The sequence below is a fragment of the Spirillospora sp. NPDC046719 genome, from assembly GCF_040645715.1.
Lineage (GTDB): Bacteria > Actinomycetota > Actinomycetes > Streptosporangiales > Streptosporangiaceae > Spirillospora.
In genome coordinates, this window is record NZ_JBEYYT010000828.1 from 1 (window position 1) to 1966 (window position 1966).

At 78.8% G+C, this 1966-nt stretch carries 2 protein-coding genes and 1 pseudogene; all 3 read left to right on the top strand.

Going from position 1 to position 1966, the window contains the following annotated elements; translation table 11 throughout:
• Window positions 1-233 (top strand): annotated as a pseudogene (locus ABZ914_RS50700) (hypothetical protein); the annotation flags it as partial.
• The gene (locus tag ABZ914_RS50705; protein WP_500201729.1) at window positions 227-1552 is read left to right on the top strand and encodes a S8 family serine peptidase; all 1326 of its coding nucleotides are present in this window, start codon (window positions 227-229) and stop codon (window positions 1550-1552) included. The pseudogene ABZ914_RS50700 and the gene ABZ914_RS50705, both read left to right, overlap by 7 nt.
• The gene (locus tag ABZ914_RS50710) at window positions 1462-1725 is read left to right on the top strand and encodes an MGMT family protein (RefSeq protein ID WP_347256539.1); all 264 of its coding nucleotides are present in this window, start codon (window positions 1462-1464) and stop codon (window positions 1723-1725) included. Before ABZ914_RS50705 ends, ABZ914_RS50710 begins: the two co-directional genes overlap by 91 nt.
• Window positions 1726-1966: the final 241 nt, after the last annotated feature.

Sequence of the window (1966 nt, forward strand, 5' to 3'; positions counted from 1 at the left end):
GCACCGTCGCGGCGCGGTTCGCCCACGCGGCCCGGCAGGCGGCCGCGGCCGCGCTGCGCGGCTCGTACGTCGTCGCCGCCACCGTCGGGTACGCCGACGGGCGGCCGACCCTGCGCGCCGCGCGGGACCTGCCCGACCTCGCCGAGCTGGCGCCGCAGCTGGCCGACGGGGTGCTGCGCCCCCTCACCACGCCCGCCCGCGTCCGCTGCGGCACCCCGGAGTGGTCGTGCTGAGGCGGCTGAGCGCGGCGCTGGCCGCGGCCGCCCTCGCCGTCCCGCCGCTGGTCCCGGGCACCGCGCACGCCGACCAGGTGCGGGACGCGGTGACGGCGGTGCTGGAGTCCCTGGACGTCCCGGAGGCGTGGGCGCTGGCACGCGGCGCGGGCACCACCGTCGCGGTCCTGGACTCGGGCGTGGACCCGGAGCAGCCCGACCTCGCGGGCTCGGTGACGACCGGCCCCGACTACACCGAGGGCGCGTCGCCGCGCGGCGTCCCGCCGAAGCGGCTGCACGGCACCAACATGGCGTCCCTCATCGCCGGTCACGGGCACGGACCGGGCGGCGGCCTCGGCGTGGTCGGGGTGGCGCCGCAGGCCCGGCTGCTGTCGCTGCGGGTGATCCTGGAACGGGACGAGCCGGGCTTCGCGGCGTTCACCGGGAACCGCCGCTACGCGGGGACGATCGCGGACGGCGTCCGGTACGCCGTCGACCACGGCGCCGACGTGATCAACCTGTCGCTCGGCCGCTCGTACCCGACCGAGCGGGAGCGCGCCGCCGTCGCCTACGCGATCGGCCGGAACGTCGTGGTGGTCGCGGCGGCCGGCAACGGCGGCGCCGACCGGACCGCCAGGCGCGGCGGCCACGCCCGGTACTCCTATCCGGCGTCGTTCCCCGGCGTCATCTCGGTCGCGGCCGTGGACGCGCGGGGCCGGCACGCGAACTTCTCCAACCGCAACTCGGCCGTCAGCGTGTCGGCGCCCGGCGTCCAGATCGTCGGCGCGGGGCCCGGCGACCGGTACTGGATCGGCGACGGCACGAGCCCCGCGACCGCGTTCGTGTCGGGCGTCGCGGCGCTGGTCAGGTCGCGGCATCCGGGGCTGGCCCCGGCGCTGGTCGCGCAGGCGGTCGCGGCGAGCGCCCGGCACCGCCCGGCCGGCGGCTACGACCTCGGTGTCGGCTTCGGCCGGGTCGACGCGCTCGCCGCGCTGACCGCGTCCGACGCGCTCGCGGGCGCCCGCACGGGCGGCGCGGGGCTGCCCGCCGGGCGCCGGTTCGCGGCCGGGGACGTCCGGCCCGTCCAGGTCGTCCACCGGTCGGGCGCGCTCGTGGTCACCTGCGTCGCCGTCTGCGCGCTGTGCCTGGCGGGGCTGGTGGCGGCCGGGTGGCGGTCGCGTGACGAGGGCTGGAGAATCGTCGCATGTGGTCGGAACCTGACGAGTACGCCGAGGCGGTCCTGGACACGGTGGACCGCATCCCGCCGGGCCGCGTCCTCGCGTACGGGGACATCGCCGAGATGGTGGGGCGGGGCGGGCCGCGGCAGGTCGGACGGGTGATGTCGCTGTTCGGCGGCGGGGTGCCGTGGTGGCGGGTGATCCGCGCGGACGGCCGCCCGCCGAGCTGCAACGAGGTCGAGGCGCACGAGCACTACCGGGCCGAGGGCACCCCGCTGCGTCCGGACGGCCGCCGCGTCGACATGGCCCGCGCCCGCTGGGACGGCCGCCCCTGACCGGCGGGCGCGCGTGACCCGCGGGCGCGCGTGACCCGCGGGCCCGTCAGGACCCGCGGGCCAGGCGCGGTGCGGGTCCGTCAGGAGGTGCCGGCGGGGTGGAGGCGGCGGGCCGCCAGCACCACGACCAGCAGCACGGCGGGGCTGACCGCCGCCGCGACGATCGGCGCGTGCGCCATCAGCGCCCCGGCGACGCGCAACCCTGCGTACAGCGCGATCGGAAGAGAACACCGCTGAACAC